This is a genomic window from Serratia sp. SA088 (genome assembly GCF_049065515.1).
Classification (GTDB): domain Bacteria; phylum Pseudomonadota; class Gammaproteobacteria; order Enterobacterales; family Enterobacteriaceae; genus Serratia; species Serratia nematodiphila.
This window is the reverse complement of sequence record NZ_JBAKGW010000003.1, coordinates 542,285-566,320: the sequence shown is the minus strand read 5'-3', so window position 1 is coordinate 566,320 and position 24,036 is coordinate 542,285. Positions and strand designations below refer to the sequence as shown.

Annotated in this window: 23 protein-coding genes and 5 tRNA genes; 6 read left to right on the top strand and 22 right to left on the bottom strand. The window is 58.6% G+C overall.

Annotated elements, in window-relative coordinates:
* Positions 1-6: 6 nt before the first annotated feature.
* Both rpsP and ffh read right to left on the bottom strand, forming a co-directional pair.
* Positions 7-255, bottom strand: a complete 249-nt coding sequence (rpsP, locus tag ACOWVD_RS11400) for a 30S ribosomal protein S16 (protein ID WP_004932501.1) — start codon at positions 253-255, stop codon at positions 7-9.
* Positions 256-469: 214 nt separating this feature from the next.
* Complete coding sequence (gene ffh / locus ACOWVD_RS11395; protein WP_004932504.1) at positions 470-1,831, bottom strand: signal recognition particle protein; 1,362 nt, start codon at positions 1,829-1,831, stop codon at positions 470-472.
* Between the two features lie 169 nt (positions 1,832-2,000).
* Between ffh and ACOWVD_RS11390 the strand changes: the two genes are divergently transcribed.
* The gene (locus tag ACOWVD_RS11390; RefSeq protein ID WP_004932506.1) at positions 2,001-2,792 is read left to right on the top strand and encodes a cytochrome C assembly family protein; all 792 of its coding nucleotides are present in this window, start codon (positions 2,001-2,003) and stop codon (positions 2,790-2,792) included.
* Positions 2,793-2,834: 42 nt separating this feature from the next.
* Entirely contained in the window at positions 2,835-4,124 is a 1,290-nt protein-coding gene (locus ACOWVD_RS11385; RefSeq protein WP_053091190.1) for an HlyC/CorC family transporter, read from the top strand.
* A gap of 66 nt (positions 4,125-4,190) precedes the next feature.
* On the opposite strand, the gene luxS is transcribed toward ACOWVD_RS11385, so the two are convergent.
* The 11 genes from luxS to alaS form a co-directional block, all read right to left on the bottom strand.
* On the bottom strand, positions 4,191-4,706 hold the full coding sequence (luxS, locus tag ACOWVD_RS11380) for an S-ribosylhomocysteine lyase (protein ID WP_004932513.1): 516 nt from the start codon (positions 4,704-4,706) through the stop codon (positions 4,191-4,193).
* Between the two features lie 166 nt (positions 4,707-4,872).
* Positions 4,873-6,435: a glutamate--cysteine ligase gene (gene gshA, locus ACOWVD_RS11375; RefSeq protein ID WP_049240037.1), complete on the bottom strand. Its 1,563-nt coding sequence runs from the start codon at positions 6,433-6,435 to the stop codon at positions 4,873-4,875.
* Positions 6,436-6,517: 82 nt separating this feature from the next.
* Positions 6,518-6,946 carry a YqaA family protein gene (locus ACOWVD_RS11370; RefSeq protein ID WP_025159656.1) on the bottom strand — a complete coding sequence of 143 codons (429 nt, stop codon included), beginning with the start codon at positions 6,944-6,946 and terminating at the stop codon, positions 6,518-6,520.
* Positions 6,943-7,509 carry a fructose-1-phosphate/6-phosphogluconate phosphatase gene (gene yqaB, locus ACOWVD_RS11365; protein ID WP_004932523.1) on the bottom strand — a complete coding sequence of 189 codons (567 nt, stop codon included), beginning with the start codon at positions 7,507-7,509 and terminating at the stop codon, positions 6,943-6,945. The genes ACOWVD_RS11370 and yqaB overlap by 4 nt, the downstream gene beginning before the upstream one ends.
* Positions 7,510-7,824: 315 nt before the next feature.
* Positions 7,825-7,901: transfer RNA gene (locus ACOWVD_RS11360), tRNA-Arg, on the bottom strand.
* Positions 7,902-7,976: 75 nt separating this feature from the next.
* Positions 7,977-8,053 (bottom strand) — tRNA-Arg (locus ACOWVD_RS11355).
* Positions 8,054-8,242: 189 nt separating this feature from the next.
* A tRNA-Arg gene (locus ACOWVD_RS11350) sits at positions 8,243-8,319 on the bottom strand.
* Between the two features lie 61 nt (positions 8,320-8,380).
* Positions 8,381-8,457 (bottom strand) — tRNA-Arg (locus ACOWVD_RS11345).
* A gap of 3 nt (positions 8,458-8,460) precedes the next feature.
* Positions 8,461-8,553 (bottom strand) — tRNA-Ser (locus tag ACOWVD_RS11340).
* Between the two features lie 310 nt (positions 8,554-8,863).
* Complete coding sequence (csrA, locus tag ACOWVD_RS11335) at positions 8,864-9,049, bottom strand: carbon storage regulator CsrA (protein ID WP_004091602.1); 186 nt, start codon at positions 9,047-9,049, stop codon at positions 8,864-8,866.
* 252 nt (positions 9,050-9,301) lie between these two features.
* Positions 9,302-11,929, bottom strand: coding sequence for an alanine--tRNA ligase (alaS, locus tag ACOWVD_RS11330; RefSeq protein WP_049242670.1), 2,628 nt, complete (start codon positions 11,927-11,929; stop codon positions 9,302-9,304).
* On the opposite strand from alaS, the gene ACOWVD_RS11325 reads away from it, so the two are divergent.
* Positions 11,879-12,022 carry a hypothetical protein gene (locus ACOWVD_RS11325; protein ID WP_162180460.1) on the top strand — a complete coding sequence of 48 codons (144 nt, stop codon included), beginning with the start codon at positions 11,879-11,881 and terminating at the stop codon, positions 12,020-12,022. The two genes, alaS and ACOWVD_RS11325, sit on opposite strands and share 51 nt — an antisense overlap.
* 40 nt (positions 12,023-12,062) lie before the next feature.
* Here ACOWVD_RS11325 and recX read toward each other — a convergent pair whose 3' ends face one another.
* From recX to pncC, 3 genes are all read right to left on the bottom strand, one after another.
* Positions 12,063-12,578 (bottom strand): recombination regulator RecX, encoded by a 516-nt coding sequence (recX, locus tag ACOWVD_RS11320; protein ID WP_197763734.1) that lies wholly within the window; start codon positions 12,576-12,578, stop codon positions 12,063-12,065.
* A gap of 60 nt (positions 12,579-12,638) precedes the next feature.
* On the bottom strand, positions 12,639-13,703 hold the full coding sequence (gene recA, locus ACOWVD_RS11315; protein WP_004932541.1) for a recombinase RecA: 1,065 nt from the start codon (positions 13,701-13,703) through the stop codon (positions 12,639-12,641).
* Between the two features lie 111 nt (positions 13,704-13,814).
* Complete coding sequence (gene pncC / locus ACOWVD_RS11310; protein WP_015376700.1) at positions 13,815-14,303, bottom strand: nicotinamide-nucleotide amidase; 489 nt, start codon at positions 14,301-14,303, stop codon at positions 13,815-13,817.
* Between the two features lie 243 nt (positions 14,304-14,546).
* Between pncC and ACOWVD_RS11305 the strand changes: the two genes are divergently transcribed.
* On the top strand, positions 14,547-15,926 hold the full coding sequence (locus ACOWVD_RS11305; protein WP_049242668.1) for an MFS transporter: 1,380 nt from the start codon (positions 14,547-14,549) through the stop codon (positions 15,924-15,926).
* Between the two features lie 9 nt (positions 15,927-15,935).
* On the opposite strand, the gene chbG is transcribed toward ACOWVD_RS11305, so the two are convergent.
* From chbG to ACOWVD_RS11275, 6 genes are all read right to left on the bottom strand, one after another.
* Complete coding sequence (gene chbG, locus ACOWVD_RS11300) at positions 15,936-16,697, bottom strand: chitin disaccharide deacetylase (protein WP_004932547.1); 762 nt, start codon at positions 16,695-16,697, stop codon at positions 15,936-15,938.
* Positions 16,698-16,845: 148 nt separating this feature from the next.
* Positions 16,846-17,694, bottom strand: coding sequence for a transcriptional regulator ChbR (gene chbR / locus ACOWVD_RS11295; protein ID WP_015376697.1), 849 nt, complete (start codon positions 17,692-17,694; stop codon positions 16,846-16,848).
* 15 nt (positions 17,695-17,709) lie between these two features.
* Entirely contained in the window at positions 17,710-19,095 is a 1,386-nt protein-coding gene (locus ACOWVD_RS11290) for a glycoside hydrolase family 1 protein (protein WP_044029649.1), read from the bottom strand.
* A 43-nt stretch (positions 19,096-19,138) separates the two neighbouring features.
* Positions 19,139-20,500, bottom strand: coding sequence for a PTS N,N'-diacetylchitobiose transporter subunit IIC (gene chbC / locus ACOWVD_RS11285; RefSeq protein ID WP_016929034.1), 1,362 nt, complete (start codon positions 20,498-20,500; stop codon positions 19,139-19,141).
* Positions 20,501-20,512: 12 nt separating this feature from the next.
* Positions 20,513-20,830 carry a PTS sugar transporter subunit IIB gene (locus ACOWVD_RS11280; RefSeq protein WP_004932561.1) on the bottom strand — a complete coding sequence of 106 codons (318 nt, stop codon included), beginning with the start codon at positions 20,828-20,830 and terminating at the stop codon, positions 20,513-20,515.
* A gap of 417 nt (positions 20,831-21,247) precedes the next feature.
* Positions 21,248-22,141 (bottom strand): LysR family transcriptional regulator, encoded by an 894-nt coding sequence (locus tag ACOWVD_RS11275; protein ID WP_049242665.1) that lies wholly within the window; start codon positions 22,139-22,141, stop codon positions 21,248-21,250.
* Positions 22,142-22,247: 106 nt separating this feature from the next.
* Between ACOWVD_RS11275 and ACOWVD_RS11270 the strand changes: the two genes are divergently transcribed.
* Together ACOWVD_RS11270 and ACOWVD_RS11265 are read left to right on the top strand one after the other, a co-directional pair.
* Positions 22,248-23,048 (top strand): SDR family NAD(P)-dependent oxidoreductase, encoded by an 801-nt coding sequence (locus tag ACOWVD_RS11270; protein WP_049242664.1) that lies wholly within the window; start codon positions 22,248-22,250, stop codon positions 23,046-23,048.
* Between the two features lie 12 nt (positions 23,049-23,060).
* Positions 23,061-24,032 (top strand): aldo/keto reductase, encoded by a 972-nt coding sequence (locus ACOWVD_RS11265; protein WP_118892434.1) that lies wholly within the window; start codon positions 23,061-23,063, stop codon positions 24,030-24,032.
* Positions 24,033-24,036: the final 4 nt, after the last annotated feature.

Below are 24,036 nucleotides of genomic sequence, written 5' to 3'. Positions count from 1 at the left end.
GACAGATTAAGCTGCTTTCTTAGCGTCTTTGATCAGCGCGTGAACGCGATCAGAAACGGTTGCACCCAGACCAACCCAGTGCTCGATGCGGTCCAGGTCCAGACGCAGTGCTTCAGCCTGACCGGAAGCGATCGGGTTGAAGAAGCCTACGCGCTCGATGAAACGACCATCACGAGCGTTGCGGCTGTCGGTCACTACTACTTGATAGAACGGACGCTTTTTAGCGCCGCCACGTGCCAAACGAATTGTTACCATAACATCCTCTTTAGTTAATAAAACAGCCGGGCCCCATTGAGGGACGGGGCCCGGTTGCAATATAAAAAGCCCGAAAATTTTACTCATTTTGGCGCAAAAAGCAATCTAAAGCGTCGATCGCAGGGGACAACTTTTGCAGCCTGTCAAATTTCGGACGGTTTTCACCGCGAACGGCGAATGCTGAAAGCGCCCGCACTCGGCGTGCGGAAGCCCGTCAGCGGCCAGGGAAGCCCGGCGGCATCATACCTTTCATGCCGCGCATCATCTTCGCCATACCGCCTTTTTTCATCTTCTTCATCATACGCTGCATTTCGTCGAACTGCTTCAGCAAGCGGTTGACGTCCTGCACCTGCATGCCGGCCCCCATCGCGATGCGGCGCTTGCGCGAGCCCTTGATGATTTCCGGTTTGGCACGCTCTTTCAGCGTCATCGAGTTGATGATCGCCTCCATGCGCACCAGCACTTTGTCGTCCATCTGCGACTTGACGTTGTCCGGCAGCTGGCCGGCGCCCGGCAGCTTGCTCAGCATATTGGCCATGCCGCCCATGTTGCGCATCTGCTTGAGCTGCTCCAGGAAGTCGGTCAGATCGAAACCGTCGCCCTTCTTCAGCTTGTTGGCCAGCTTCTCCGCCTGCTCGCGGTCGACCTTGCTTTCGATATCTTCGATCAGCGACAGCACGTCGCCCATGCCCAGGATGCGCGATGCCACGCGATCCGGGTAAAACGGCTCCAGCGCTTCGGTCTTCTCGCCGACGCCAAGGAACTTGATCGGCTTGCCGGTGATATGGCGGATGGACAACGCGGCACCGCCGCGCGCATCGCCGTCGACCTTGGTCAGCACCACGCCGGTCAGCGGCAGCGCTTCGTTAAACGCCTTGGCGGTATTGGCGGCGTCCTGGCCGGTCATGGCGTCGACCACGAACAGGGTCTCCACCGGCTTGATCGCCGCGTGCACCTGTTTGATCTCGTCCATCATCGCTTCGTCAACGTGCAAGCGGCCGGCGGTATCGACAATAAGGACATCGTAGAACTTCAGCTTGGCCTGTTGCAGCGCGCGATTGACGATGTCGATCGGTTTTTCTTTGACGTCAGACGGGAAGAAGTCGATGCCGACGCCTTCCGCCAAGGTTTCCAGCTGTTTGATCGCCGCCGGGCGATAAACGTCCGCGGAAACCACCAACACTTTCTTCTTCTGTTTTTCTTTCAGGAACTTGCCGAGCTTACCGACGCTGGTGGTTTTACCGGCGCCCTGCAGGCCCGCCATCAGCACCACCGCCGGCGGCTGGGCCGCCAGATTCAGCTCGGTGTTGACTTCGCCCATCGCGGCGATCAGCTCGCCCTTGACGATCTTGACGAACTCCTGCCCCGGCGTCAGGCTTTTGTTGACTTCATGGCCAACCGCGCTCTCTTTGACGCGGTTGATGAAGTCGCGCACCACCGGCAGCGCAACGTCCGCCTCCAGCAATGCCATGCGCACTTCACGCAGGGTTTCCTTGATATTCTCTTCGGTCAGCCGCCCGCGGCCGCTGATATTGCGCAACGTGCGCGACAATCGATCGGTTAAATTTTCAAACATCGTCTCATGCTCAACGTGTAATGACAGGCCGCTCCGGCGACACAATTGCGCCGATGATAACACGAAGCGCGCAGGATCTCTGCCTCAGCGTTGGAGATAGGTTGGAGTGAAACGCGCGCAACGCTATACTGACACTCCAATTAACCACGCCGAAGCAAAATTAAACGTTATGCCAGTTTTCTCCATTGTGGCTTTGATGGCCTACCTGCTCAGCCTTGGACTGATCATTCCCAGCTTGTTGCGGAAGAACAGCGCATACCGTCGGCTCGCCCTCGTCTCGGCGGTGGTGGCGTTGATTTGCCACGCCATCGCGCTGCAGCAGCGCATCTTTGACGTCAGCGCCGGGCAGAATCTCAGCCTGCTGAACATTGGTTCTATCGTCAGCCTGATCATCTGTTCGGTGATGACCTTCGTCGCTTCACGCGATCGCGGCTGGTTCCTGCTGCCAATCGTCTACAGCTTCGCGATGATCAATCTGGCCTTCGCCAGCTTCATGCCCGGCGAGTTCATCACTCACCTGGAAGCCAGCCCGGAATTGATGGTGCATATCGGCCTGGCGCTGTTCTCTTACGCCACCCTTATCATCGCCGCGCTCTACGCCTTACAGCTCGCCTGGCTCGACTACCTGTTGAAAAACAAAAAGCTGACCTTCAGCGCCGACATGCCGCCGCTGATGAGCATCGAGCGCAAGATGTTCCATATCACCCAGATCGGCGTGGTGCTGCTGACGCTCACCCTGTGCACCGGCCTGCTGTACATGGATAATCTGTTCAGCAAAGAGAACGTGCATAAAGCCGTGTTGTCGATCATGGCCTGGTTCGTGTATATCGTGTTGCTGTGGGGCCATTACCATGAAGGCTGGCGCGGCCGCCGCGTCGTCTGGTTCAGCTTCGCCGGCGCCTTCCTGCTGACGCTCGCCTACTTCGGCAGCCGTCTGATTCAACAGGTGATGGTGCGCTGAGCCAGCCCGGTTCAACTTTCCCTCTCTATAAGGAATACTGCATTGGAGCATGTGTCGACGGGGACCCTCATCATTATCCTGGTGATCATGATCGTGGTCTCCGCTTACTTCTCCGCCTCCGAAACCGGCATGATGACGCTCAACCGTTATCGCCTGCGTCACCTGTCCAAACAGGGTAACCGTTCGGCGCGCCGGGTGGAGAAGCTGCTGCAAAAACCGGATCGGCTGATCGGCCTGGTGCTGATCGGCAACAACCTGGTCAACATCCTCGCCTCGGCGCTGGCGACCATCGTCGGCATGCGGCTGTATGGCGATCTCGGCGTGGCGATTGCGACCGGCGTGCTGACCTTCGCCGTGCTGCTGTTCGCTGAAGTGCTGCCGAAAACCTTCGCCGCGCTCTATCCGGAACGCATCGCCTTCCCCAGCAGCGTCCTGCTGGCCCCGTTGCAAAAGGTGATGTTCCCGCTGGTCTGGTTGCTCAACGGCATCACCAGCCTGACCTTGCGCCTGTTCGGCATTCGCACCAACGTGCGCATCAGCGACGCCGTCAGCAAGGATGAGCTGCGCACCATCGTGCGTGAATCCCAGTCGCAGATCTCCCGTCGCAATCAGGACATGCTGATCTCGGTGCTGGACCTGGAAAAGGTGACGGTCAACGACATCATGGTGCCGCGCACCGAGATCGTCGGCATCGACGTCAACGACGACTGGAAGTCGATCATGCGCCAGCTGACCCACTCGCCGCACGGCCGCATCGTGCTGTATCGCAGCTCGCTGGACGACGCGATCGGCATGCTGCGCGTGCGCGAAGCCTATCGCCTGATGACCGAGAAAAAAGAGTTCAACAAAGAGAACCTGCTGCGCGCCGCCGATGAGATCTACTTCGTACCGGAAGGCACGCCGCTCAACGTGCAGCTGGTGAAGTTCCAGCGCAATAAAGAGAAGGTCGGCATCGTGGTCGACGAGTACGGCGACATTCAGGGCCTGGTTACGGTGGAAGACATCCTCGAGGAGATCGTCGGCGACTTCACCACCTCGATGTCGCCGACGCTGGCGGAAGAAGTCACGCCGCAGAGCGACGGCTCGGTCTTGATCGACGGTACCGCCAACGTGCGGGAGCTGAACAAGGCCTTTAACTGGACTTTACCCGCCAATGAAGCTCGCACCGTCAACGGCATGCTGCTGGAAGAACTGGAAGAGATACCCGAAATCGGCACCCGGGTGCGTATCGGCCATTACGATATCGACATTCTCGACGTGCAGGGCAATATGATCAAACAGGTGCGGGTCACGCCGATCACCTCGCTGCAGTCGAGCGTCGGCCATCATTAACCCTCCGCCAGAACGTAAAAAAGACGCGAAATCGCGTCTTTTTTTATCTCTGCGGGCCACGCACGACTAGATATGCAGTTCCTGCAGCTTCTCTTTCGGCAGCGCCAGTTCGTCGTTGTGGTTCACCACCACGCCGTTATCCAGAATGTGCTTGGCGATTTCCTGCGCTTCTTCCAGCGAGTGCATGTGGTAGGTACCACACTGGTACTCGTTCAGCTCAGGGATCTTGCGCTGGTCGGTCACTTTCAGCACGTCTGCCATCGCCGCTTTCCAGGCATCGGCAACGCGCTGCTCTTCCGGCACGCCGATCAGGCTCATGTAGAAACCGGTGCGACAGCCCATTGGGGAGATGTCGATAATCTCCACGCCTTGGCCGTTCAGGTGGTCGCGCATAAAGCCGGCGAACAGGTGTTCCAGCGTGTGAATGCCGCGTTCGGGCATCACTTCCAGGTTCGGGCGGCAAAAGCGCAGATCAAATACCGTGATGGTATCGCCATGAGGCGTTTTCATGGTTTTTGCAACGCGGACAGCCGGAGCTGCCATACGGGTATGATCGACGGTAAAGCTATCCAGCAATGGCATTTCGCTACCTCCTCGTAAAAGAGCATTTATTTCGAAACTTTTTTTCCTAACCGGGAAACCTTTTCCAACCCTGCGAGTCTGAGTATGTGAAAGACGCGCATTTGTTATCATCATCCCTGTCATCAGAGATGCATATTTGGCCACATTGATGTGGCCTTTTTCTTTTTCAGCTTCCGCCGTTTTGCTTCAGGAACGCTTCAAAGCTTAGCGTATCATTGGCTTCTATGTCGCGTTGACGCTGCCAAGAGGCTTCCCGCTCTTTATCCAGCTCGGCTTCGTTCAGGATTTCCAACGGTTCTTCCAGCAATGTCTGGCGATACTGCTCCGCCAGCTGCAGACCAACGCGTCCGGTGCCTTCCGCCTTCATCGCCTTCAGAATGCGCGCGGAGAAGGTCAGTTCCGGATCGTCGAACGCGGCGACCAGCTCATCGCACACCTGCTGGTATTGACGATTACCGGCTTCGCCGTCCAACACTTCCGCGACCCGACGCAGATCGGCGAACAGCGCCTTGCCCACTTTTTCCAACGGTTCATGGCTGGCGCCACAGCCGATGCCGATGGTCTGGCCCGGCTTGCGCCCTTCCAGAATCACCCGGTTCCAGTTCTTGCGCGTGCACAGCAGTTCATCGCTGCTCATCTCCGGCGCATCGGCCAGCGCGCACCACACTAGGAACAGATCCAGGAAACGCGCCTGCACCGCATCCACGCCGATCGGCGAGAACGGGTTGATATCCAACGAACGCACTTCGATGTATTCGATACCGCCGCGCAGCAGCGCGTCTGACGGCGTCTCGCCGCTTTTGGTCACGCGCTTCGGCCGGATCGGCGCATACAGCTCGTTCTCGATTTGCAGCACGTTGCTGTTCAACTGCAGGTAGCGATCACCCTCTTTCACGCCCAGCTTGGCGAACTCTTCGGAAGGCGTAACGATCGCCCGCTTCAAACCGGCCACATAGCTGTGCAGATCGTTGAAGGTAATGCCCAGATTACTCTGCGATTTGTTGGTGTAACCCAGGTCGCTCAAACGCAACGAGGTGGCGTATGGCAGGTAGCACATGCCCTGTTCGGTACGCTCGAACGGCAGATTGGTCTCGCGCCCTTTGAGGAACGAAGAACAGATCGCCGGCGATGCGCCGAACAGATACGGGATCACCCAACCGAAACGGTAGTAGTTGCGGATCAGGCGGAAATAGCCCGCCGAGATCTGCTCTTTACCGCTTTCTGCGTCCTGCACGCCGGCCCAGGCCTGCCAAAACTCCAGCGGCAGCGAGAAGTTGTAGTGCACGCCGGAAATGGTCTGCATCAGCGCGCCATAGCGATTCTTCAGCCCTTCGCGGTACAGCGTCTTCATGCGGCCGATGTTCGACGAACCGAACTGCGCCAGCTCAATATCCTGTTCGGCTTCGATAAAGCACGGCATGCTGAGCGGCCACATGCGTTCATCGCCAATATTGCGCGCCACGTAGCGATGAATATCGCGCAAGAACGTCAGCAGGTGATCGATATTGTCATCAACCGGCGTAATGAACTCTAACAGCGCCTCGGCGAAATCCGTGGTGATCCAGTGATGCGTCAATGCCGCCCCCAGCTTTTCCGGATGCCCGGTAGTCGCCAAGGTGCCGTTCGGCGTGACTCGCAGCGTTTCACGCTCGATGCCGCGACGAATGCCTTTTAATGCCTGAGGATGGGCTTCCAACCAAGAAAGCGCCTGTGATACGTCCGGGATCAAATTGACCTCCCGCTTCTAAAAACAATAACTCGTAAGCATACTGAATCCGCACCCGAGAGAATATTGAGTTATATTCACTTGGTTACTGCCACCAGGCGATGCCCTGTACCGTTATCATAGTCAAAACGATGTAACGCAGCGCCTTTCCGATACACAGAAACAGCGCGACAGAGCCCCAGGGCATGCGCAGCCAACCTGCCAACACGCACAACAAATCGCCCACCACCGGCACCCAACTGAGCAACAGCGCAGCCGGGCCGAAGCGTTGCAGCCACCCGAGCGCCGTTGCCAGCCCCCGCTGTGGTTTCAACGCCGGTAACAGGCGCCCGATAATGACATTGGTCAAGCCGCCCAGCGTGTTGCCCAGGGTCGCGGCCAGCACCAGCAATTCCGGCGAGACGCGACTCTGGGTCAGCAAAGCGACCAGAACGATTTCTGAATTTCCCGGCAGCAGCGTCGCACTGAGGAAGCTGCTGCCAAATAACGATATTACGGCTAGCGTACTACTCACAGCGTGCGAACGTCTACCACGTCCATACCGGCGCTTTTTGCCGCCTGAATGCCGAACTCGGCGTCTTCAAACACCACGCACTTTTCCGGCGGCACGCCGATAAGTTCGGCGCAACGCAGGAAGGTGTCCGGCTCCGGTTTATGGCGCTGTACGTCGTCCGCACCGACGATCGCGTCGAAGCAGTTGAACAGGCCGAGATGACGCAGCAGCATTTCCGCCATGCGGTGCTCGCTGCCGGTACCGACCGCCATCGGACGGCGACCGTGATAGGATTTTACCACCTCGATCAGCGGCAACGGGCGCACGCTGTCCAACAGCATCGCCTCCACCGCGCGGGTTTTCTCCGCGGCCAAGTGATGGGGATCGAGATCGGCCTGGTGGCTGGCGATAATCGCCTGAGCGATGCGCCAGGTCGGTGAACCGCTCAGCGCCACCATAGCCGCTTCATCAAACGTCATGCCATAACGTGACAGCACTTCACTCCACGCTTTGCGGTGCGTTGGCTCGGTGTCCAGAATCGTGCCGTCCATGTCGAAAATAAGACCCTGATAGCGGTCGTACATCGTTACTCCATGATCGTTGAGGAAAGAAAACTACTTTAGCGTAAAGCCGTTGGGTTGTCGCTGACTGCGTCATAGCGGAATGTGCTGTGATCGATCGGGTACAAAGCAGGAAAGGGGTGAAGAGAGAATGGCTAAATGCTGAAAAGCGAAAAACCCGCCAGGGCGGGTTTCTCTTAGATGGTGCATCCGGGAGGATGATTCGGCGCCAACGCCTCACCCTGCGGGCCGTTGCTAAAGCAACGTTATCCTCCCCAAGGACACTTTCTTTTTACCACCCGCATGACGATTTCTCTTCGCGATACGGGAGGTTAAACATGGTGCATCCGGGAGGATTCGAACCTCCGACCGCTCGGTTCGTAGCCGAGTACTCTATCCAGCTGAGCTACGGATGCATGACTGTTTTTGCCGCTTGTCTGTTTCACGAATAACAGAAAAGCAAAAACCCGCTAAGGCGGGCTTCTCTTAGATGGTGCATCCGGGAGGATTCGAACCTCCGACCGCTCGGTTCGTAGCCGAGTACTCTATCCAGCTGAGCTACGGATGCATTACTATTTTTACCGCGCGCCGGCTTTGCTAATAAAGCCAGGCTTTAAGAATGGTGTATCCGGGAGGATGATTCGGCGCTAGCGCCTTACCCTGCGGGCCGTTGCTGAAGCAACGTTATCCTCCCTGGGAACACTTTTTTCCTCTCACCCGCATGAAAATTTTTCTTCGCGACGAATGAGATTAAGAATGGTGCATCCGGGAGGATTCGAACCTCCGACCGCTCGGTTCGTAGCCGAGTACTCTATCCAGCTGAGCTACGGATGCACAGGAATTCTTTTTTGATACCGTATGGTACGTTGTTACTACCCCACCATACTGCAAAATATGGTGCATCCGGGAGGATTCGAACCTCCGACCGCTCGGTTCGTAGCCGAGTACTCTATCCAGCTGAGCTACGGATGCAAATGGCGGTGAGGCGGGGATTCGAACCCCGGATGCAGCTTTTGACCGCATACTCCCTTAGCAGGGGAGCGCCTTCAGCCTCTCGGCCACCTCACCATACGCTTCTTTCGAATTGTGCCTAACTTGCTTTGGAGAAGCTCATCGGCACTGCGTGGCGCACATATTACTTTCTCCGACTTTTAAGTCAAACAATTTTTCCCAACTCATGCGCGTTTGCACAATTCACACCCAACATGGGCGATTTCACGGCAAAAAGGGCGTTTTATCAACAGGCAACCGCAACGTCTGCAGCAATAAAGCAGGAAACTCACCGGGAAAATAATCACGAAAAAGAGAGGGGAGAACGAAAGAAGTGGGTAAAACGATGCAGTAGCGTCTCGTCTGGCAACGAGACGCTGCTTCGGAATCAGTAAGTCGTCTGCTGAGACTTCTCTGCCTGAATGCGCTGATAGATTTCTTCACGGTGAACTGAAACCTCTTTGGGGGCGTTCACACCAATACGCACCTGGTTGCCTTTTACCCCTAGCACAGTGACCGTAACCTCATCGCCAATCATGAGGGTTTCACCAACTCGACGAGTCAGAATTAACATTCTTTGCTCCTTGAAAGATTAAAAGAGTCGGGTCTCTCAGTTTCCCCGTCATTATCCATCATATGTGGTGAAAACGTAAGCCGCGCAATCCACAATAAGTGTAAGCAGACTTGGTCCCACCTCAGATAATGGTAAGTTTAGCCGACCAGAAAAACTTTGTTCCCGCAATTGTAACTAAATTGTGTTAGCACAGTATGAAAACGCCATAATCAACAAAGTATTATGGCGTTTGTCCGTGCTATTTATTTATGTTCACAGCTTTGAGGCCACCCAGGCTTCTACGCTGTTTAACGCCGCTGGCAGAGCGTTGATATCCGTCCCCCCCGCCATCGCCATATCCGGGCGACCACCGCCCTTGCCGCCGACCTGCTGCGCCACGTTGCCGATCAACTCGCCGGCTTTCACGCGGTCAGTCAGATCCTTGGTCACGCCCGCGACCAGGCTGACTTTGTCATCAGCCGTCGTCGCCAACACGATAATGGCCGAACCCAATTGATTTTTCAGGTCATCCACCATGGTGCGCAGCATCTTGGCTTCGACATTGTCCAACTGGCTGACCAACAGCTTCACGCCGTTAACCACTTTCGCCTGGCTGGACAGCGACGCGCTTTCCTGCGCCGCCTGCTGATCTTTCAGTTGCTGCAGTTCTTTTTCCAGCACGCGCGTGCGATCGAGCACCGAGCGCACTTTATCGGTCAGGTTGTTGCTGTCGCCCTTCACCAACTGCGCAACGTCTTGCAACAAATCGCTTTGCTGATGCAGCGTAGCGATAGCGCCAGCGCCGGTCACCGCTTCAATACGGCGGATGCCCGCCGCGGTGCCCGATTCGCTCAGAATGCGGAACAGGCCGATATCGCCGGTGCGGCTGGCGTGGGTGCCGCCGCACAGCTCGGTGGAGAAGTCGCCCATGGTCAGCACGCGCACGTTGTCGTCGTACTTCTCACCGAACAGCGCCATTGCGCCCTTCTCTTTGGCGTCTTCCAACGCCATCAGCTCGGTCTGCACCGGCAGGTTACGACGCACCTGCTGGTTCACCAGATCTTCCACCGCGCGGATTTGTTCCGGCTTCATCGCTTCGAAGTGCGAGAAGTCGAAACGCAGGTATTTGTCGTTAACCAGCGAGCCTTTCTGCGCAACGTGATCGCCCAGCGTTTGGCGCAGCGCGGCGTGCAGCAGGTGAGTCGCGGAGTGGTTCAGGCGGATGCTGTTGCGGCGCTCGGCGTCGATCTGCGCATCCACGCGATCGTTCAGCTTCAGCGAGCCCTGCGCCAGTTTGCCTTGGTGGCCGATAGCCTGACCGTATTTCTGGGTGTCATTGACCACAAACTCGGCGCCGGCGGCTTTCAGCACGCCTTTATCGCCGACCTGGCCGCCGGATTCACCGTAGAACGGCGTCTCGTCCAGCACCACCACCGCCTCTTCGCCGGCGTTGATCTGCTCGACCGGCTGGCCGTCACGGAACAGCGCGATCACCGTCGCCTGCTGCTCGTCGTGATCGTAGCCACTGAACTGGCTGCTGCCATCCACGCGGATCAGGCTGTTGTAGTCGGCGCCGAAGCCGCTGGACTCACGCGCGCGGCGGCGCTGCGCTTCCATCGCTTCTTCAAAGCCCGCTTCGTCGACTTTCAGACCGCGCTCGCGGCAGACGTCAGCGGTCAGATCGACCGGGAAACCGTAGGTATCGTACAGACGGAAAGCGGTTTCGCCGTCCAGAGTATCGCCCTGCAGCTTGGCCAGCTCTTCGTCCAACAACGCCAGACCACGCTCCAGCGTGCGGGCAAACTGCTCCTCTTCGGTTTTCAGCACCTGCTCCACCAGCGATTGCTGGCGTTTCAGCTCGTCGGCCGCCGGGCCCATCACTTCGATCAGTGGCGCTACCAGTTTGTAGAAGAAGGTATCTTTCGCGCCCAGCATGTTGCCATGACGGATCGCGCGGCGAATGATACGACGCAGCACGTAGCCGCGGTTTTCGTTAGACGGGATCACGCCGTCAGACACCAGGAAGGCGCAGGAACGAATGTGGTCGGCGATAACGCGCAGGGATTTGTTATCCAGATCGGTCGCGCCGGTCACTTTCGCTACGGCGGCGATCAGGGTACGGAACAGGTCGATCTCATAGTTGGAGTTCACATGCTGCAACACCGCCGCGATGCGCTCCAGACCCATGCCGGTATCCACCGAAGGTTTCGGCAGCGGCAGCATGGTGCCGTCGGACTGACGGTTGAACTGCATGAAAACGATGTTCCAGATCTCGATGTAGCGGTCGCCGTCTTCTTCCGGGCTGCCCGGAGGGCCGCCCCAGATGTGATCGCCGTGATCGTAGAAAATCTCGGTGCACGGGCCGCATGGGCCGGTATCACCCATCTGCCAGAAGTTATCTGAAGCGAAAGGCGCGCCCTTGTTATCGCCGATGCGGATAATGCGCTCGGCCGGTACGCCGATTTGCTTCTGCCAGATGTCGAAGGCTTCGTCATCGGTTTCATATACGGTGACCCACAGTCTTTCTTTCGGCAGGTTGAACCAGTTTTCACCGGTCAGCAGTTCCCACGCGTAGCTGATCGCGTCGTGCTTGAAGTAATCGCCGAAGCTGAAGTTGCCCAGCATTTCAAAGAAGGTGTGGTGACGAGCGGTATAACCGACGTTTTCCAGGTCGTTATGCTTGCCGCCTGCGCGCACGCAGCGCTGCGAGGTGGTGGCGCGGGAATAGGCGCGTTTGTCGAGCCCCAGGAAAACATCCTTAAATTGGTTCATGCCGGCATTGGTAAACAGCAATGTCGGATCATTGTTAGGCACCAGGGAGCTGCTTGCTACAACCTGATGACCCTTACTATGAAAGAAATCGAGAAACGCTTGACGGATCTCAGCGGTGCTCTTGCTCATAATTTTCCTGGAAAGGCTAGAATAACGACACGTGAGCCGGTGGCGCGTCATCCCGACGATGACAACCAGCTCACGAACAAAAAGTGGGGATAAGATAAATTTTCTTCAGAGGGAAGTAAAACCCCGTGTGCGCTCATTGCGCAAAATCACGGTAAATTGACTGAATTTCTTCCTGGAAGAAGCCGCGATAGAGCAGATAACGCTGCACTTTGGCTTTCTCTTTCCAGTCGGTTGGCAACGCATCGCCAAATTTTCGCTGCGCCACCTGTTTCGCCTGTTCGCACCAGTCGATATCGCATTCCGCCAACGCGTCCTGCACCAGCGCTTTATCCACGCCCTTTTGCATCAGTTCGCTACGGATGCGCTGTGCGCCATAACCCTTGCGGCTGCGGCTACCGATGTAGCTGTGTGCGAAACGCTTATCATCCAGCCAGTTGTGCTGGTAACAGTAGGCGATAACCTGATCGATCAGCGCAGGATCCACCGGCTCTTCAGCTACCGGCGGCGGCGATGTCGGCACATGCGGCCCCTTACCGCCAAACCGGGCTTTCGCCACAAACGGCTGCGCCGCAAGTTTGCGGCGCAGTTCAGCTTCACTATGATCGCGTTGCGACAGCAGGCGCATGGCGCGGCTTAGCAAGTCATTCATCATTCAAGCCTGAATTCAGAGGATATGCGCCACATAAACGGCGGCGCACATCTTCAGCGATTAGAACTGCTCGCTGGTTTCCGCTTCGTCATCTTCGAAGTCGTCACCGGAGGCAGCCACCAGCTCACCGCCGCTGTGCAGCAGCAGGTCACGCAGCTTCTTGTCCAGCTCGGCGGCGATAGCCGGGTTTTCTTTCAGGAAGTTACAGGCGTTCGCCTTGCCCTGACCGATCTTCTCGCCGTTATAGCTGTACCAGGCGCCGGCTTTTTCGATCATCTTGTGCTTCACGCCCAGATCGACCAGTTCGCCGCGGCTGTTGATGCCTTCGCCGTACATGATTTGGAACTCAGCCTGTTTGAACGGTGCAGCGATTTTGTTCTTCACCACTTTCACGCGGGTTTCGCTGCCCACCACTTCGTCGCCTTCTTTGATGGCGCCGATGCGGCGGATATCCAGACGCACCGAAGCATAGAACTTCAGGGCGTTACCGCCGGTCGTGGTTTCCGGGTTGCCGAACATCACACCAATTTTCATACGGATCTGGTTGATGAAGATCAGCAGGGTATTGGCGTTTTTCAGGTTGCCGGCCAGTTTACGCATCGCCTGGCTCATCATGCGCGCCGCCAGGCCCATGTGCGAATCGCCGATTTCACCTTCGATTTCCGCCTTCGGCGTCAGCGCCGCCACGGAGTCGACGATGATGACATCAACCGCGCCGGAGCGGGTCAGCGCATCACAGATTTCCAGCGCCTGCTCGCCGGTATCCGGCTGGGAGCACAGCAGGTTGTCGATATCGACGCCCAGCTTTTTCGCATAGATAGGATCCAGCGCGTGTTCGGCGTCGATGAACGCACAGGTTTTGCCTTCGCGCTGCGCAGCGGCGATCACCTGCAGCGTCAAAGTGGTTTTACCGGACGATTCCGGGCCGTAGATTTCTACGATGCGGCCCATCGGCAGGCCGCCGGCGCCCAGGGCGATATCGAGTGACAGTGAGCCGGTGGAGATCGTTTCCACGTCCATGGAGCGGTCTTCACCCAGGCGCATGATGGAGCCTTTGCCGAACTGTTTCTCAATCTGGCCCAGTGCCGCAGCTAACGCCTTTTGCTTGTTCTCATCAATAGCCATTTTTGCTCCTTCGTTTCGCAATGCCGGTGTTACCCCACACTGCCACTGAATGTATGTTGTGCAGGAAATGTCACTAATTATACTGTATGGTCATACAGTATCAAGCCTAATTTACAAAAATTCGTCGATGGCGGTTTGCAGCGCGAAAATCGTCGCCTGCAGCCGCACCGCATCGCGATCGCCCTCGAATTGCATCTTGCGCGACAGCCCCCGGCCATCGCTGCTGGCAAAGCCGAACCACACGGTGCCGACCGGCTTTTCCACGCTGCCGCCGTCCGGGCCGGCGATGCCGCTCACCGACAGCGCCAGATCGGCCTGCGCCGCCCGCAGCGCCCCTATCGCCATCTCGCGCACCACCTCTTCGCTGACCGCGCCGTGCGCCATCAACGTCGCTTCGCTCACCCCCAGCAGATCATGTTTCGCCGCATTGCTGTAGGTGACGAAACCGCGATCGAAATAGGCGGAGCTGCCGGCGATATCGGTAATGGCCTTGGCGATGCCGCCGCCGGTGCAGGATTCCGCGCAGGTGATCCAGCGGCCCTGAGCCTTCAGTTTTTCCCCCGCCAGCACGCTGAGCCGGCGCAGTTGGTTTTCACTCATAACCCCTCCCTCGCGAATTCAGGTATATGCGCCCGATAGTAGCATTTATCAAGGCGACACGGCGGCCGGCGCGCAGAAATGCGCAGCGCCTCGCAGGAGGTGCGGTTTTAAGCGCCCGGCCAAGCTGCTAGTATCAAAAGAAGCGCCCCATCGAGCGGCGGCGCACCAGCACAAGGAACATCACGGAGGCGGCGCGCTGCGGCGCCGGCCTCAGGGCGCACCAGAAGAGATTAGGATGATAGCGTGAAAAAAACGTTGGGCGTATTCTTGCCGTTGTACACCACCACCCTGTTGCTGCTGTTGGGCTCGGGCCTGCTCACCACCTATGTCTCGCTGCGGCTGACCTCCATCCACGTCAGCAGCGCGCTGATCGGCGCCATCATCGCCGCCAACTACATCGGGTTGGTGATCGGCGGCAAGGTCGGCCACTTTCTCATCGCCCGCGTCGGGCATATCCGCGCCTACGTGGCCTGCGCCGGCATCATCACCGCTGCGGTGCTGGGGCACGGTCTGACGGCGTTCATTCCCGCCTGGGTCGCGCTGCGTCTGGTGATCGGGTTGTGCATGATGTGCCAGTATATGGTGCTGGAAAGCTGGCTGAACGACCAGGCGGAATCCAACCAGCGCGGCATGGTGTTCGGCTTCTATATGGCGGCGACCTATCTCGGCATGTCGCTGGGCCAGATAGTGCTGATGCTGCAAAGCAACCTGGGCATCACCACGCTGCTGGTGATCGCGCTGTGCTTCGCGCTTTGTCTGGTGCCCATCGCTCTCACCACCCGCACCAATGCGCGCCACATGTCGCCGGCCCCGATGGAGCTGCGTTACTTTGTCGGCGCCATTCCCAAGGTGCTGGCTACCACGCTGGTGATCGGCATGGTGGTGGGCTCGTTTTACGGCCTGGCGCCGGTCTACGCCAGCCTGCAATCCTTAACCACTCAGCAAACCGGCCTGTTCATGGCGCTGGCCATCTTCGCCGGGCTGGTGGCGCAGTTCCCGCTCAGTTGGCTGTCGGATCGCTATAATCGCCCGTTGCTGATGCGCCTCAACGCCATTTTTCTGATCGTGGCGACGCTGCCGCTGGCGCTGCTGCCGCACATCGATTTCCCGCTGCTGCTGGCGGTCGGGTTCGTCGTCAGCATGTTGCAATTTACGCTCTACCCGTTGGCGGTGGCGCTGGCCAACGATCTGATCGAGCCGGAACGCCGCGTCTCGCTGGCCGCCTGTCTGCTGATGGCGTTCGGCGTCGGCGCCAGCATCGGGCCATTGGCGGTCGGCGCGCTGATCGAGCCGCTGGGCGGCAATATCCTGTACGCCTTTTTCGCCCTGTGCGGCGTGCTGCTGGCGGCCCTCAGCCGCACGGCGAAAGCGGAGGAACCGCAGTTGGCGCAGGACGCGCCGGTGCCGCACATTCCGCTGCCGGACAGCCTCACCAGCTCGCCGCTGTCGCCGGCGCTCAATCCGACCTTCGATGAACAGATCATTCACGACACCATGCCGCCGCCGGAAGCGGCGCCCGAGGTCGACGATCCGCAGCCCGAAGCACAAGAGGCGGAGCCTTTGCCTCAGGGCGCCGATCCGGAAGAGGACACCGGCCTGAAAAAGGCGCACGCCATGCTGTAAACGGCGACGTTACAAATCCTGAAAGGAGCCCAACAGAAAACCGCGTTCGGCGATCGCCGCTTTCAGCGTCGGCGCGGTCAACACATCCAGCTCGACGAGGCGCGGATGGCAGTATTGGCTCTGCAGAATGGTCGCGTCGAGGAACGCCGGGTGGCACATCATTTCCAATGATTCTGCGCCCTGCTCGTCGGCGCGCGCCAACCTTTGCAGGAACAACGTTTCGGAAATCGTCTCACCGTAGAATCCCGCGTCGAAAGCGTCAGTGCTATAGGGGGCATGCAGCGTAATGCCACGCCGTTTCGCCTCTTCGCGATCGAGACGCAGCGGCAGACCCTGCGCTTGCGCGAACGCCTCCACCAGCGGATAAATTTGCGGCTGCATATGCACATGGTGGTGACTGTCGATATGCGTCGGCGGCCGGCCGAACAGCGTCACGAAGCGCGCGAACTGGCGCTGCAGCTCCTCGTGAATTTCGTCCAGCTGCAGCTCGCCGGCCTCGGCGCGGCGCCACAGCCATTTGCCCAGTTCGCCATGTTCGTTGACCAGCGAAGGCATGGCGCCCAGCGGCTTGCCATGGGTCAAAACGAAATGCAGCCCAATCGGCAACCCCGGATATTGCCGGCTGAGCGCCGCCGCGTGCTGCGCGCCGCCGCCGTTCACCATCGCCGTGGTGGAGGAAACGACGCCATGCTGATACGCCTCGATGACGCCATAGTTCTGCCCTTTGCTCAGGCCGAAATCATCGGCATTCACGATCAGTAGTTTTTCCATAGAGGCTCCCGCGGGATGGATTTTTGGCAAGGGAAGGCCGACCGCTCGGCGCGGCATTCCCCCTCGTTAAGGTAAAAATCAAATGATTAACCGACCGGCGCCCTGAAGCTCATCGGCATATCGGCGTTGATACTGATCGGGAGCGGCCCTAAAGAGGGCCGTAACACTTTTTTCGGTAGTTGCCTGGGGTCACGTCGGTGAGCCGCTTGAAGTTTTTAATGAACAAGCTGACGTCGCCATAGCCGGAGTCGAAGGCGATGTCAGAGACCGAATAGTTGGTGACCTCCAGCTGCGTCTTGGCGAAGTTGATGCGGATCTCATTGATCACCTGCATCGGCGTCTTCTGGTAGTAGCGCCGCATCGCCCGGGTCAGGTACTCCTGGGTTTTCCCCGACAGCGCCACCATGTTCGCCAACGCCTTTTCGCCGAACATCGCCTTGTCATGCATGCCGGCCAGGGTGTTCTTCAGCCACTGCGGGATATCATCGCCGCCGTCGTTTTCTTCTTTATGGTGACGAATGCGGCTGATCACGTAGAAGGTCAATGTTTCGAGGAATTCGGCGAAGTCATCCTCGCGAAACTGCGGCGAACTCACCACCGATTCAATATAGGCCAAAAACTCGCTTCTCAGGCTGTAGGCCTGCGAGGCGACAAAGCAACGCGGCAGCTGTTGCAAGTAATGTTCTTCAAAGAACGCTTTGCTGACCGCCACGTTGAAGATTTTCGTCGCGCCGAACTCGTAAAAGCTCTGGTGGTAGGAACCGATAGGGATAAAGACGAAATCCCCGCGTTCCAGCAGCACCCGCTTGCCGTTGATCTCCTGATAGCATTTGCCGCTCAGCACGATGGTGAACTCGTAATAGTCGTGCTGATGCAGCCCGGTGGCGCTTTCCACCTTGTTGTAGATGAACAGGTGAAAGTCTTTGCAGTTAAAGAAATCCTGCTCGCGAATCAGCTTCACGTCGTTGGCACTCAGCGAAATTCGGTTATCGGACACAGCGCCGGCCTCCCGTTAGTCAAATCCGTTGCGTCTGGCCGCCTCGGCAAACCAGTAACCGCTTTTTTTGATGGTGCGCCGCTGATCCGCCCGATCCAGCCGCACCAGCCCATAACGATTCTTGTAGGCATTCAGCCAGGACCAGCAATCGATAAAGGTCCACAGATGATAACCCTTGCACTGCGAGCCTTCCGCCAGCGCGCGGTGCAGCCACTTCAGGTGCTCGCGAATAAAGTCGATGCGGTAATCGTCCTCCACCCGCCCATCGGCGCCGATAAACGCTTCTTCGCCCTCGACGCCCATGCCGTTTTCCGAAATATAACAAGGCAGATTGCCGTAGTTCTCTTTCAGATCCATCAGGATGTCGTACAGCCCCTTCTCATAGATCTCCCAACCGCGATGCGGATTGATTTTGCGGCCTGGCATTGCATAGTAACTGAACAAATCCTCCGGCGATGCGATCGGCCCCTCGGCGCGCCGTCCCTCTTTCGCCTGCACCCTGCGCGGCTGGTAATAGTTGACGCCAAGGATATCCACCACGCCGCCTTCGATCAGCTGCGCGTCCTGCGGTTCGCAGTAGGGCATCAGCCCATGCCGCTCCAGCAGGTGCAACAATGCGGCCGGGTAACGCCCTTTGGCGACCGGATCGAGGAAACTGCGATTGAGCAGCAGATCGGCGTCGTGTGCCGCCTGCCGATCCTCCGGCGCGTCGGAGCGCGGATAGGTCGGGCTCAGATTCAGAATGATGCCGATGCTCCCCGGCAGCCTCCGCGCTCTGAAACGCTGCACCGCCATGGCGTGCGCCAGTACGCTGTGATACGCCACGGTGACCGCCCGTTTGAAGTCCACTACGCAAGGGTAGTGCAGGTCATTCAGGTAACCGGCTTCCACCGGCACGATCGGCTCGTTGAAGGTGAACCAGTGGGTGACCCGATCGCCAAACAGGCCGAAACAGGTATCGGCGTAACGCGCATAGGCTTCGACCACCGCCCGGCTTTCCCAACCGCCGCGCTGTTGCATGCACAGCGGCATATCGAAGTGATAGAGATTGATAAACGGGGTGATGCCCTGCGCCAGCAGCTCGTCGATCATCGCGTTATAGAACGCCACCGCCTGCGGGTTCACTTCACCGTCGCCGTCCGGGATCAGCCGCGACCACGAGATCGACGTTCTAAAGGTATTGTGGCCCAGCGTTTTGAGCAGCCCGATATCGGTGCGGAAATGGTCGTAAAAGGTCGAGGCTTCGGTCGGGCCCACCCGCTCGTGAAAGCGCTCGGGCGCGATCTCGTACCAATAGTCGAAGATGTTGCGGCTCTTGCCGTCCCGCGCGGCCGCCCCTTCAGACTGTGGCGCGGAGGTGGCGCTGCCCCACCAGAACCCGTCGGCAAATTGATATTCCATACTCGCGTCCCTCGCGGGGCGGCCACACCGCCCCGTTCCACAGTTAGAATTTCAGCGCCTTGGCGATGTCTTCTTCGCTTTCCGTCGCCGCGTCGATCTGGCTCTGCGCCTTGTTGGAGATCGCCACGAACGGCAGATAGATCACGGTGGCGACCGCCAGGTTGAACAGGCTCAGCAACATGGCCATGATGCTGCCGTTGGTGTTGAAGAACGCCCCCAGGCCGACCGGCATGGTCCAGGGCGCGATGTTGGTGATCGGCGGGATCAGTCCGGAGTAGTAGGCCAGGGAGGTGATAATGGTCAGCACCGGCTGCACCAGGATGAACGGAATGAACATCACCGGATTCATGATCACCGGCAGGCCGAACAGTATCGGTTCGTTGATCTGGAAGATGCCGGATGGCGTCGCCAGTTTGGCGACCTGGCGGTAATCTTCGCGGCGCGAGGCGATGAAGATGGCGATGATCAAGCCCAGCGTCGAGCCGGTGCCGCCGAGGTAGATGTAGGAGTCGACGAACGGTTTCGCCCACATGTGGAACTCTTTTCCGGCGGCCACCGCCGCTTCGACCGAACCGTATTTGTTGTACAGCTCCACGTTTTCCAGCGCGAACGGCGTCATGATGCCGCTGTCCAGAGCCGCCAGCGCCATGGAGCCGTGCACCCCAAAGAACCACAGCAGCGAGGAGAACAGCACGTACACCCAGCCCACCACGCTGCCCATCTTGGCCAGCGGCGCCGAAATGCCGTCCATGATGATCTGGTGGAAGTTGGTGCCCCAGTGCGCCAGCGCGAACGCCACCAGCCCCATGATGGAGAGGATGATGAAACCGGGGATCAGCGCCGAGAAGGAACGCGACACCGAAGCCGGCACGCTGTCCGGCAGGCTAATCACCCAGTTGCGCCGCACGATGAAGGCAAACATCTCGGCCACCGCCAGCCCAATCACCATACCGGAAATGATGTTGGCGCCGCCCAACCAGTTGGCTCCCACCGCATAGGCCTCGCCGACATTGAACGGTGTGACGGTCATAAAGGCCGCCACCGCCAGCAGCGCCGAAGCGAGCGGATCGACCTTTCGCTCTTCCGCCAACGCCATGCTGATAAAGAACGGCGTCATCAGGGACATGATCCCCAGCGTGCCGTTGTAAACGCTGCCGCCGATGCTCTTCAGACTATTTAGCGTCTCGATGGTAGAGGCATCCAATCTTACGCCCAGCGAATAGAAGAACGATCCTTCGCCGAAGCTCAGGAACACGTTGTTGATCAACACGAACATCGCTCCGGTCAAGGTCAGCGGCATCAGGCGGATAAAGCCATTCTTGATGGCGTTGACGTGGGGCTGCTTACCGATTTTTACGGCGAAAGGCAGGATAACCTTCTCGAGCGAGGCAATGAGGGTATTCACGGCGGCCTCCTGTTATTGATTGGCTTTCTTGATGGCGGCCACCGCGGCCTTCAGCACGCCCAGCCCATCGACCTTGCCGTACAGCAGCGGATCGATGACTTCCACAGGTTTGTTGGGCAGCTGTTTTTGCACTTCCGGCAAGGTGTAGGCGATCTGCGGCCCCAGCAGGATCAGATCCGCCTCAACGCCTTTCTCCGCAGCCAGCGCTTCCGGATAGGCGGCGATGATCACCGGCACTTCATATTTCTCGGCCTGCGCCTTCATTTTTGATACCAACAGGGAAGTGGACATACCGGCAGAACAAAACAGATAGATTTTTTTCTTTTCCATACCAAGCACCTCAGATAATCAAAAAAACCCCGTGTTATTTGTATGCCAGATGCAATCACGATTGCTTCACGCACATTCCTTATGAAAATTTCCGTCACGTTGCCCTGGTTACGGACAGTATACGGAGCATGAAAAACGGATCGGTAAGCCAGGAGGAGACATAACCGTCTCTCATTGACCTGACGGATTGACCCCCTTCACATTTCGCACAAAAAAATAGTGTGACCGGGCTCTCAAATAACCGATATAGACTCGGAATATTCGCAATAAATATTCAAATGACAATTATAAACAGCAAGTTACAAACTCACCGAGAATTTAAGGGTTTATTTGCGCCTGAACAAACGAAAAGGGAATAAAAATAGTTCAAGCTTGATTCACCTACGGCCATCCGAACGCGATAGCCGGTGAAGAGGATTAGGTGGGCAGACGCAGCAACTCGATCACCGTGCTCAGCGCCACGGAATGATTCCTGCGGTTGGGGTAATAGAGGTAAAAACCGGTAAACGGCGCGCACCAGTCGTTCAACACCCGCCGCAGCCGCCCGCTCGCCAGGTGTTCTTCTACCTCTTGTTCGATGGCGAAAGCGATGCCGACATGCGCCAGCGCCGCCTGCACCATCATCCTGCCGTCATCGAGTATCAACGGGCTGTTAACCGCCACGGAAAACCGCTGCTGGCCCTGCTGAAATGCCCATTTGTAGCGCTCGCCCGAAGAGGCCTTGCGCCAACCGATGCAGCGGTGCTGCAGCAAATCCTGCGGATGCATCGGTTCGCCGTGCCGTTGAAAATAGTCCGGCGTGGCGACGATGGCGAAACGCAGATCCGGCGTCAGACGCACCGCGCGCATATCGTTGTGCAGATCCTCGCCGAGCCTAATACCGGCGTCAAAGCCCTGTTCGACAATGTTGGCAAACCCCTCGTCCGCCACCACTTCCAGCGTAATGCCGGGGTACTCGCAGGCCAACCGCTCCAGATGCGGCACGATGGCAAGATCGATGGCCGAACGCGGCGCGTTGATGCGCACCAGGCCGCGCGGCCCTTCGCGAAACACATTCAGGCTCTCCAGCGCGGCGTCGATATCGGTAAAAGCGGGCACCAGCTGTGCCAGCAGATGCTCACCGGCCTCCGTCGGCGAGACGTTGCGGGTGGTGCGGTTTAGCAGACGAATGCCCACCTGCGCTTCCAATTCGCGCAGGGTGTGGGTCAGCGTCGGCGGCGTCACGCCCAATCGGGCGGCGGCGCGGCGGAAGCTGCGTTCACTGGCGATAGCCACGAAGGCCGCCAGGCCGGACAGTTCAGGTTTTTTCATGCTATTGATATAAATTATCTAATAGTGAGATGAATTTTTAGCGGATAGTTATCCGTCATCTAACAACATAGCATTGCGATCGACCCCATTACCAGGTATCGATACGATGATTAATGCTACAGCTCCAACTCATGAAACGCCGCGCCGTCTGGCGGGCAAAGTCGTACTGGTGAGCGGCGGCGGCACCGGCATCGGCCGCGCCGCCGCGCTGGCCTATGCCCGCGAAGGCGCCAAAGTCGCGCTGGCCGGCCGACGCGCGGCGGAAATCGAAGCCACGGCGCGCGACATCGCGCTGGCCGGCGGCGACGCCCTGCCCATCGTGGCCGACGTCTCTCAGGAAAACGATATCCGCCAACTGATCGCCACGGTGACCGCCCATTACGGCCGGCTCGACGTCGCCTTCAACAACGCCGGCATCATCGGCAACTTCGCCCCCATCGCCGAACAGAGCAGCGAGGATTTTGACCGGGTGATCGCCATTAACCTCAGAGGCGTCTGGCTGGCGATGAAATATGAGATTGAAACCTTCCTGGCTCAGCGCTCGGGCGGCGTGATCATCAACACCTCCTCCTGGCTGACCCACGGCGCGCTGGCCGGCTCATCCAGCTACTCCGCCAGCAAGGGCGCGCTCGATGCGATGATCCGCGCGGTGGCGCTCGAGTACAGCGGCCAGGGCATCCGCGTCAACAACATCAACCCCGGCATCATCGACACGCCGATGGCACGCGGCAGCGTGGCTGACAGCGCGGCCTTCGCGCCCTTTATCGCCCATACGCCCGCCGGCCGCCTGGGTGAATCGGAAGACATCGGCGATGTGGCGCTGTGGCTGGCGACGGACGAAGCTCGCTTCATCACCGGCCAAAGCCTGCTGGTGGACGGCGGTTACACCATCGCCGGCATGCGTTGAGGAGACGAGGCCATGAACTACGTTCGGCTTGGCGACAGCGGCCTGAAGGTGTCCCGCCTCTGCCTGGGTTGCATGACCTACGGCGATCCGGCCTGGCGGCCCTGGGTGCTGAAGGAAGATGAAGCGCGCCCCTTTATCCGCGAGGCGCTGGAGGCGGGTATCAATTTTTTCGATACCGCCAACATTTACTCCGGCGGAGAAAGCGAGCGCATTCTCGGCCGCGCGCTGAGGGCGTTCGCCCGCCGTGAAGACGTGGTGATCGCCACCAAGGCCTACTTTCCAATGGACGCGCAGCCGAACAGCCGGGGGCTATCACGCAAGCACCTGCTGCACAGCGTCGACGCCTCCTTGCAGCGGCTGGGAACGGATTACCTCGATCTGTTCGTGCTGCACCGCTTCGACACCGAAACGCCGATCGAAGAAACCGCCGACACCCTCGATGGCCTGGTGCGGGCGGGCAAGATCCGCTATCTCGGCGCCTCCTCGCTGCACGCCTGGCGCCTGATGAAAATGCTGGCCTTTCAACGTCAGCACCGCCTGGCGCCATTTATTTCGCTGCAAAGCCAATACAACCTGGTGACGCGTGAAGATGAGGAGGAGTTGATCCCGCTGTGCCTGGAGGAAGGTCTTGGTCTGACGCCCTGGTCGCCGCTGGCCCGCGGCGTGCTGGCCGGCTCCGGCAGCGGCGGCACGCTGCGCGCCGCCACCGACGAACAGGCGCCCCGTTGGTACGGCGGCAGAAACGAGGTAGAACGCACCGTCGCGGCGGTCGCGGAGGTGGCGGCCGCGCGCGGCATTCCACCAGCGCAAATCGCGCTGGCCTGGCTGTTGGCCAAACCCGGCGTGGTGTCGCCGCTGGTGGGCATGTCCAAGCCGCATCATCTGCAGGATGCGCTGGCAGCGCTCGACCTCAGGCTATCACCGGAAGACGTGGCCGCGCTGGAGGCGCCAATGGCGCATGCTGTCCGCCCTGAGCGCTGGTAGCCCC

Coding starts and splice junctions, on each gene's coding strand:
- rpsP (WP_004932501.1), bottom strand. CDS start 255: ATGGTAACAATTCGTTTGGCACGTGGCGGCGCTAAAAAGCGTCCGTTC.
- ffh (WP_004932504.1), bottom strand. CDS start 1,831: ATGTTTGAAAATTTAACCGATCGATTGTCGCGCACGTTGCGCAATATC.
- ACOWVD_RS11390 (WP_004932506.1), top strand. CDS start 2,001: ATGCCAGTTTTCTCCATTGTGGCTTTGATGGCCTACCTGCTCAGCCTT.
- luxS (WP_004932513.1), bottom strand. CDS start 4,706: ATGCCATTGCTGGATAGCTTTACCGTCGATCATACCCGTATGGCAGCT.
- yqaB (WP_004932523.1), bottom strand. CDS start 7,509: ATGTACGACCGCTATCAGGGTCTTATTTTCGACATGGACGGCACGATT.
- csrA (WP_004091602.1), bottom strand. CDS start 9,049: ATGTTAATTCTGACTCGTCGAGTTGGTGAAACCCTCATGATTGGCGAT.
- ACOWVD_RS11325 (WP_162180460.1), top strand. CDS start 11,879: ATGAAAGAAATCGAGAAACGCTTGACGGATCTCAGCGGTGCTCTTGCT.
- alaS (WP_049242670.1), bottom strand. CDS start 11,929: ATGAGCAAGAGCACCGCTGAGATCCGTCAAGCGTTTCTCGATTTCTTT.
- recX (WP_197763734.1), bottom strand. CDS start 12,578: ATGAATGACTTGCTAAGCCGCGCCATGCGCCTGCTGTCGCAACGCGAT.
- recA (WP_004932541.1), bottom strand. CDS start 13,703: ATGGCTATTGATGAGAACAAGCAAAAGGCGTTAGCTGCGGCACTGGGC.
- pncC (WP_015376700.1), bottom strand. CDS start 14,303: ATGAGTGAAAACCAACTGCGCCGGCTCAGCGTGCTGGCGGGGGAAAAA.
- chbG (WP_004932547.1), bottom strand. CDS start 16,697: ATGGAAAAACTACTGATCGTGAATGCCGATGATTTCGGCCTGAGCAAA.
- ACOWVD_RS11290 (WP_044029649.1), bottom strand. CDS start 19,095: ATGGAATATCAATTTGCCGACGGGTTCTGGTGGGGCAGCGCCACCTCC.
- ACOWVD_RS11280 (WP_004932561.1), bottom strand. CDS start 20,830: ATGGAAAAGAAAAAAATCTATCTGTTTTGTTCTGCCGGTATGTCCACT.
- ACOWVD_RS11275 (WP_049242665.1), bottom strand. CDS start 22,141: ATGAAAAAACCTGAACTGTCCGGCCTGGCGGCCTTCGTGGCTATCGCC.
- ACOWVD_RS11270 (WP_049242664.1), top strand. CDS start 22,248: ATGATTAATGCTACAGCTCCAACTCATGAAACGCCGCGCCGTCTGGCG.
- ACOWVD_RS11265 (WP_118892434.1), top strand. CDS start 23,061: ATGAACTACGTTCGGCTTGGCGACAGCGGCCTGAAGGTGTCCCGCCTC.